Source organism: Candidatus Cloacimonadota bacterium, from assembly GCA_020532355.1.
In the GTDB taxonomy this organism is placed as follows: Bacteria; Cloacimonadota; Cloacimonadia; order Cloacimonadales; family Cloacimonadaceae; genus UBA5456.
The window spans coordinates 1-6,676 of sequence record JAJBBD010000070.1; the positions used below are offsets into that span (position 1 = coordinate 1).

The 6,676-nt window shown below is 39.6% G+C and carries 6 protein-coding genes; all 6 read right to left on the bottom strand.

Annotated features, from left to right (window positions below):
* Nucleotides 1-420: 420 nt before the first annotated feature.
* Complete coding sequence (locus LHW48_02285; GenBank protein ID MCB5259288.1) at nt 421-1,020, bottom strand: LemA family protein; 600 nt, start codon at nt 1,018-1,020, stop codon at nt 421-423.
* Nucleotides 1,021-1,094: 74 nt separating this feature from the next.
* Entirely contained in the window at nt 1,095-2,264 is a 1,170-nt protein-coding gene (locus LHW48_02290; GenBank protein ID MCB5259289.1) for a phosphatase PAP2 family protein, read from the bottom strand.
* Nucleotides 2,265-2,324: 60 nt separating this feature from the next.
* Entirely contained in the window at nt 2,325-4,715 is a 2,391-nt protein-coding gene (locus LHW48_02295) for a 30S ribosomal protein S1 (protein ID MCB5259290.1), read from the bottom strand.
* Nucleotides 4,709-5,596, bottom strand: coding sequence for a 4-hydroxy-3-methylbut-2-enyl diphosphate reductase (gene ispH / locus LHW48_02300; protein MCB5259291.1), 888 nt, complete (start codon nt 5,594-5,596; stop codon nt 4,709-4,711). The genes LHW48_02295 and ispH overlap by 7 nt, the downstream gene beginning before the upstream one ends.
* Nucleotides 5,593-6,270 (bottom strand): (d)CMP kinase, encoded by a 678-nt coding sequence (cmk, locus tag LHW48_02305; protein MCB5259292.1) that lies wholly within the window; start codon nt 6,268-6,270, stop codon nt 5,593-5,595. Before cmk ends, ispH begins: the two co-directional genes overlap by 4 nt.
* 91 nt (nt 6,271-6,361) lie before the next feature.
* Nucleotides 6,362-6,676: efflux RND transporter permease subunit (locus tag LHW48_02310; GenBank protein MCB5259293.1), on the bottom strand; the 315-nt coding region annotated here is incomplete at its 5' end.

The window sequence follows — 6,676 nt, forward strand, 5'->3', positions numbered from 1 at the left end:
CTTTCACTCTATATAGTATAAGGAGTTTATCGTTTATACGCAAGAATAAATATGATTAGTTTAGAATTTTGATGCAAAGTATTATCTTCTCGGATATCGTGACTTTTTAAACAAAGAAGCGGAGCAGTATAAAAAAAGTCATCTACCAAATGAGACCGTTGCACATCCATATATAGCAGTTTTTTTATGCACGAGATATCAGTAATATGTGCTTTCTCTGATGGTTCCTATGTCTCCGCCCACTACCCTTGTAGTTTAGGGCTTGACCTGATGCCCAGATTAATCAACGGTCTTCATATTCATGCGAAACTAGCTGCTTAAAATGGCTATATATACTAAATGCTTGTGTCAATCAAATCGTCCCTCCATAAAAAAAGCCGCTATAAAAAAGCGGCTTTTCTTTCTCAAAGTCCATTTAGATCAATTAAACTGCACCTGGGGAGCACGTTGGGCTTCTGCGTCTGCACTAAAGAACTGGAACGCCTTAGCGCCGATTGTGCTTGCAATAATATTGTTTGGGAACACTACTATCATCTGATTGTATAGTTTAGCGGCATCATTATATCTCATTCTTTCGGTACGAATGCGGTTTTCGATACCTTCAAGTTGAGCTTGTAATTGCAAGAAGTTTTGGTTTGCTTTGATATCTGGGTATCTTTCGACAACAACCATAAGTCTGCTTAGGGCATTGGAAAGCCCTGCTTGGTTAGATTGGAATTGCTGAAAAGCGTTAGGATCGGTTAAAGACTCTGGAGGCAGATTAACTTGACCGCCCATTTGAGCCCTAGCTTCGGTAACCTGAGTAAGTGTTTCTCGTTCAAAATCTGCTGCTCCCTGCACAGTAGCGACTAGATTTGGTACTAAATCATATCTAGATTGGTACACATTTTCCACTTGAGCCCAAGCTGTTTCTACGCTAACTTTCTCTTTCTGAATTTTATTGTATCTGCCTATAAACCAGCTTGCAGCAAAAACAACTATCAGAATGATTATTAGCAGAACTATTAGTCCTTTTTTCATGTTTGTATTTCTCCCTTCTTGGTATTTCGATTCAATTTGTAATATATCCCAAAACTGTCCAGAACAAAATTAAATTACTGTCTATAGATTACTTTTTGAGCTTTAATTATGTACTTCTTGCTTGAATCTGATACCTCACTTGTTTCCTCTTGAATACCTATTTGAGAACGCCTAGCAGCACTAGCGTCTATAAATAGATCTCCTTCTTGGATGCTTAACCTAAGATTTTTTGTGCATAGTGTATCGGCAACGATTTGTATCTCAGAATTCATTTCCGTAAAGAATCCCGCAACATTCTGGTATAGAATAATCGAATTTGTTTCTTCGCTAAGTTCCATTAGCGCTTTTGAACCAGGAAAGCCAAAGCCTTGCACCTTGTTCGCCACATATAGGGAATCGCTAAAAAACAATGATACATGAGCTTTCTGAATATCGATAACTAACTCTTTGTTACCAACCTCAAGATTAGATATCTGCTGATTTTTACTATAGGGTGTCGCCAATAAAACACCTGCAACAATGGCTATACCACTTAAAAGAAACAAAGCTTTATGCCATATTTTTAACCTCAATCTTACATTTCTTTTACTAATAAAAGGTTTTTGATCTAAACTCAAAGCTAGCCATAACGTGTAGGTACACAAATATACAATTACTCCCGAATACAACACATCACTTAAAAAGTGACCTCCCTGCATAATCCTTACCCAACCGATCAGAGAGCCATAAAGCAAAGCAAACAAGAAAAGCATATATTGATAGAGCTTTCTTTTTAAGCCCAATACCAGTGCTGGAGCAAAGAAATAAAAACCCATTGTTGCGTGACCACAAGGAAAAGATTTACCGGTTGAACTTGTATCAATTTGCAATGGGGCTTCATATTGATATTTTCCTCCATAGATTTGCAGTTCTCGTGGCCGTGGGCGTCCCCAATTGTCTTTTAGTATACTGTTGACCACAATTCCAGGACCAAGAATCATCGCTAATACTAGAAATATATATAATTTACGATTGCGCTGATATCGGGATCGTTGCCGAAATGAATGTGCAAACAAACATAATGCGCCAATCGATACCATCAAGGCCGGAACATTCCCAAACTTATAGATTAGCTGTACCCATAGAACATCGTTCATATACCAGCCCAACTGATAATAGTAGTTTTGGAGCTTGATATCACATGGGTACTTATCGAACAGCCATGCACTCAAAGCCATGATTAGTATTGGGATTCCCAAATTCATTACATACGCAGAAAGACGCCCCTTATGGAGCGTCTTTCTATCGGATATTAGGGTCATATTTTAAACGGTAGTTTTGGGTTCATCTTCAATTGTATCAACATCAGTCTCAACTACTGCTTCGGTAATTGCTTCAGTATTATCGACTATTTCTTGATTTTCTTCAACTATTTCTTGCTCCGGTAAAGCTTCCTCTGCTGGGACTTCTTCTTTTACAGTCCCTTCTACTGGTACTTCTTCATTGGCAACTTCATCAGTAGCAATATCCTCAATCTTATCCGTTTCATTCGCAGTGCTTTCTTCAATCTTTTGCTCTGCCTGAACCTCAGCCTCCGTATTAGTATCCTGCTGAATATCAGATATTTCGGCGGGTCGCTCAGTTGCTTCACTGGCAATAGGTTCATTATTTTCAACAACGATATTATCTTCTTGGATTGCGGCGGCTTCTGCGGCTTGCTTCTCTTTTTGGAGTCTCTCGGCTTTTTTCTTCTGCATTCTGGCCAGTCTATCGCGCATATACTGCTCATGGATAGCGATGTATTCTTCCTGTAGTTTTGGGTCGCGAGAGAAGAAGAAGGCTTTTACTGAAAGAATCAAACGGCGATTTTCCATATCAAGTTCAATTACTTTTAAGGGCAATTCTTCGCCAACATGGAAAGCGTCTTCACTATGTTCAAGTTTGAGGAGAGCAAGATGTGATATTGGGATAAATCCTTCCACAACATCTTCATTTAATGGAATATCTACCAATACGCCTTTGGGAATCAGTTTCGAAATTTTTCCAATTACTTCAGTATTAACAGGCAAGTTCTGATTAAGGTTTTCCCATGGGTCTGGAGCTAATTGTTTAACTCCCAGCGCTATACGGTGCTGAGCCTTGTCGATGGAAAGAATTATACTTTCTATCTCTTGTCCCTTGCGAAATACTTCACGAGGGTGATAGATCCGTTTCGTCCAGCTAATATCAGAAATATGCACTAAGCCATCGATGCCTTCTTCTATTTCCACAAATGCACCGAAAGCTGTAAGGCTCTTAACTTTGCGTTTCAGAACCGTACCGATGGGATAGCGATCTTCGATAGTTAACCAAGGATTTGGGTCCATTTGCTTCATCCCCAAAGAAATCCTTTTATTCTCTTTATCCAATTCCAATACTATCGCATTGATGGTGTCACCGTTTTTTAGGATTTTGCGAGCATCGGTAATCTTTTTGGTCCAACTCATTTCACTGATGTGAACCAAACCTTCTACTCCAGGTTCAAGTTCTACGAAAGCCCCAAAGCTTTTTACGTTTACTACTTTCCCAGTTATCCTTGTACCTTCTGGATATTTAATTTCGATATTTTCCCAAGGATGGGGTACTAATTGTTTTAGGCCAAGAGAAATTTTATTTGTTTCCAGATCAAAATTGATCACCTTCACTTTTACTTTGTCTCCAATGGAAAGCATTTCGGAGGGATGATTTAACTTACCCCAACTCATATCGGTAAGATGCAAGAGACCGTCTATTCCGCCTAGGTCGATAAACGCCCCATATTGCGTAATGTTTTTTACTTCACCTTCCAATTCACTGTCAACTTCAATCTTGCTGAGTAATTCTTCACGCTTTTTGGCTGCTTCTTCTTCCATCACTGCCCGCCTGGAAAGAATAATATTGCTATGTTCTTCATCCAGATTCACTACTTTGAATTGCATTTCTTTGCCAATGAACTGATCAAGATTGGGAATTGGCTTCATGGACATCTGGCTACCGGGAAGGAATCCTTCAATTCCAAACACTTCAACAATCATTCCGCCTTTAACTCTACGACGAATGATGCCGGTAAGTGGACTGCCTTCTTCGAAGGCTTTTTTGATGCGTTCAATGTTTTCTTGGTAATCGGCCTTCTTTTTGGAAAGCTGCAAGCGACCATCACCACTCTCTATCTTGTTTATAAACACTCTAATCGTGCTATATTTTTCTGGTGGTCCGCTATAAGCAAATTCAGTGATTGGGATAACACCTTCGCTTTTAAAGCCAATATCCACTCGCACTTCTTTATCGGAAATATCAACTATTGTGCCTTCGATGATCTCGCCAACCTTAAAATTGGAGAACGATTCTTCATACATGCTAAGCATATTCTCATGTTCCAATTCTTCTGGGCTAAGCTCTTCTTTGGGCTCTTCAATGGTTTCTTCTTCCGGTACTACTTCAGATTGAGAAGCCTCTTCCCGTACTTCTTCAGATTGAGAAGCTTCTTCCCGTACTTCTTCGGATTGAGAAGCTTCTTCTTGAATCATCTCTGCCACAGGCTCTTCAGGTTCATCAATTTCTGTTTCAGGTGTTGTTTCTTCAATTTTCGGCTCTTCTTTATTTTCGAGCTCTGTTTCTACTTCCGTTGATTTCGACGCTGTGTCTTCACCTTCGATTTTGATCTCGGGATCGACTGGGTTTTGATCATGATTTAACATGATTCCTCCTTAAACAAGGGGATATTCTGAATACTCGTTGCCAAGTCTTCCTCCCCATTTATTTTTAAAATTCTATTATATACAGATACAATACGGTTTTCGGGAGTGCTGGCACCCGCAGCAATACCTATTCTTTCTTTGTCTGCCAGCATTGTTGGATCCAGTTCATCTTCAGTTTCGATGTGAATGCAAGCAGTGTATTCTGCACAAACATTTGCCAACATCTTAGTATTTGAGCTTTGTTTTCCACCAATTACTATCATAAGATCGCTGTTCTTTGCCAATTCGGCACTAGAATTTTGTCTCTGACTGGTTGCAAGGCAGATGGTGTTAAATATTTTAAGCTCCATCAATTTGGGAATCAGCCGTACTACCAAATCGTTAAGATATTCTATCTTTTGTGTTGTTTGTGAGATTACGCATAATCTCTTACCCAGAGCTTTTGGTAAAGGCGCTTGAGGAGCTACAACCATTGTATCATTATTGCCAAAACTTCGCATTCCAATGATCTCAGGATGGTTTTCATCTCCTAAAATACATACGGGATACCCTTCAGAATTTGCTTGCCGGATAAGATCATGCGTTTTAGTTACATAAGGGCACGTGGCATCCACAATACGGTTACCTTGTTCAGATAGAATCTCGTATTCCTGTTTTGTTATGCCGTGAGAGCGTATGATTACTACGCTATTGTGCAATTCTGAGGCAGATTTTGCTACCTTGATGCCTTTCCCTTCCAATTCTTTTACAAACTGTGGATTGTGGATAAGCTCTCCCAATGTAAAGACATTCTCTCCTCTTTCAACTGCTTCAAGAGCTAACTGAATAGCGCGACGTACACCAAAACAAAAACCAGAAAAATCAGCCAATCTTACTATCATAGCCCTTCCATTTGTTTTTGGTAATACGAATAAAGCACTCCCACTTGTTCTTCAATACTAAGTGAGCCATTATCAATAGAGATTGCATCCGATGCTGGAATTAATGGAGCCAAGGCACGTGAACTATCTGCTAAGTCTCGATCTTGCAGTTCTTCTAATACAATTTCAAAATTTGGGTTTAGGCCTTTTGCCTTTAGTTCTAAATATCGTCTTTGCGCTCTTATCTCAATGGGTGCCACCATGAAAAACTTCAATTCAGCATGTGGAAAGACTATTGTTCCAATATCTCTACCATCCAAAATTACCCCGCCTTTTTCTCCAATAGTGCGCTGTAATTCAACCATTTTTTCTCGCACAACACGCTTTGCCGATATCGCTGAAGCTCTGCGGGAAATATCTGGCTCGCGGATTTCTTGAGATACATCCTCACCATCAAGGATGATAATGTTTCCGCTGTTACTCTGCTGTATTTCTACTTTGATGGAGTTCATGAGCTTTATAAGTTCATTATCATTTTTTATATCGACATTTTGGCGTAATGCCGCCAAAGCACAAGCTCGGTACATGGCACCTGTATCGATATACAGATAGCCAAGCTTCTTTGCTAAAAGCTTAGCTGCAGTACTTTTACCGGAAGCTGCTGGACCATCGATAGCAATGATAATCTTTCTCATATTCAAACTAATCTCCAAGTTACACAATTTTTTTAGCTTGAGTACGAGTCAATACATTTTTTATCGATACACTTATTTTGTTGCATATAATCTATTTACTTGCCCAATCTTTTTTAAATATTCCACCTTCAAAAGCAGAGAACAGAACAGGTATTACAATCAGAGTAATTAGCGTTGAGCTAAGTAAACCTCCTACTACTGCACGCGCTAATGGAGCTTGCGTTTCACTGCCTTCACCAAGCCCAATAGCCATAGGCAGCAAGCCCAATATCGTAGAAAGAGCTGTCATCAAAATTGGTCTCAACCTTCTTCTCCCCGCTTCTTCTATTGCTTCTCGCAATTTCATCCCCTCGCGATCTCGCAATTGATTGGTGGTATTTACTAATAATATGGCATTATTTACAAC

Excerpts from the sequence above, each read along its gene's own strand:
- cmk (MCB5259292.1), bottom strand. The coding sequence starts at position 6,270 with ATGAGAAAGATTATCATTGCTATCGATGGTCCAGCAGCTTCCGGTAAA.
- LHW48_02295 (MCB5259290.1), bottom strand. The coding sequence starts at position 4,715 with ATGTTAAATCATGATCAAAACCCAGTCGATCCCGAGATCAAAATCGAA.
- LHW48_02285 (MCB5259288.1), bottom strand. The coding sequence starts at position 1,020 with ATGAAAAAAGGACTAATAGTTCTGCTAATAATCATTCTGATAGTTGTT.
- ispH (MCB5259291.1), bottom strand. The coding sequence starts at position 5,596 with ATGATAGTAAGATTGGCTGATTTTTCTGGTTTTTGTTTTGGTGTACGT.
- LHW48_02290 (MCB5259289.1), bottom strand. The coding sequence starts at position 2,264 with ATGAATTTGGGAATCCCAATACTAATCATGGCTTTGAGTGCATGGCTG.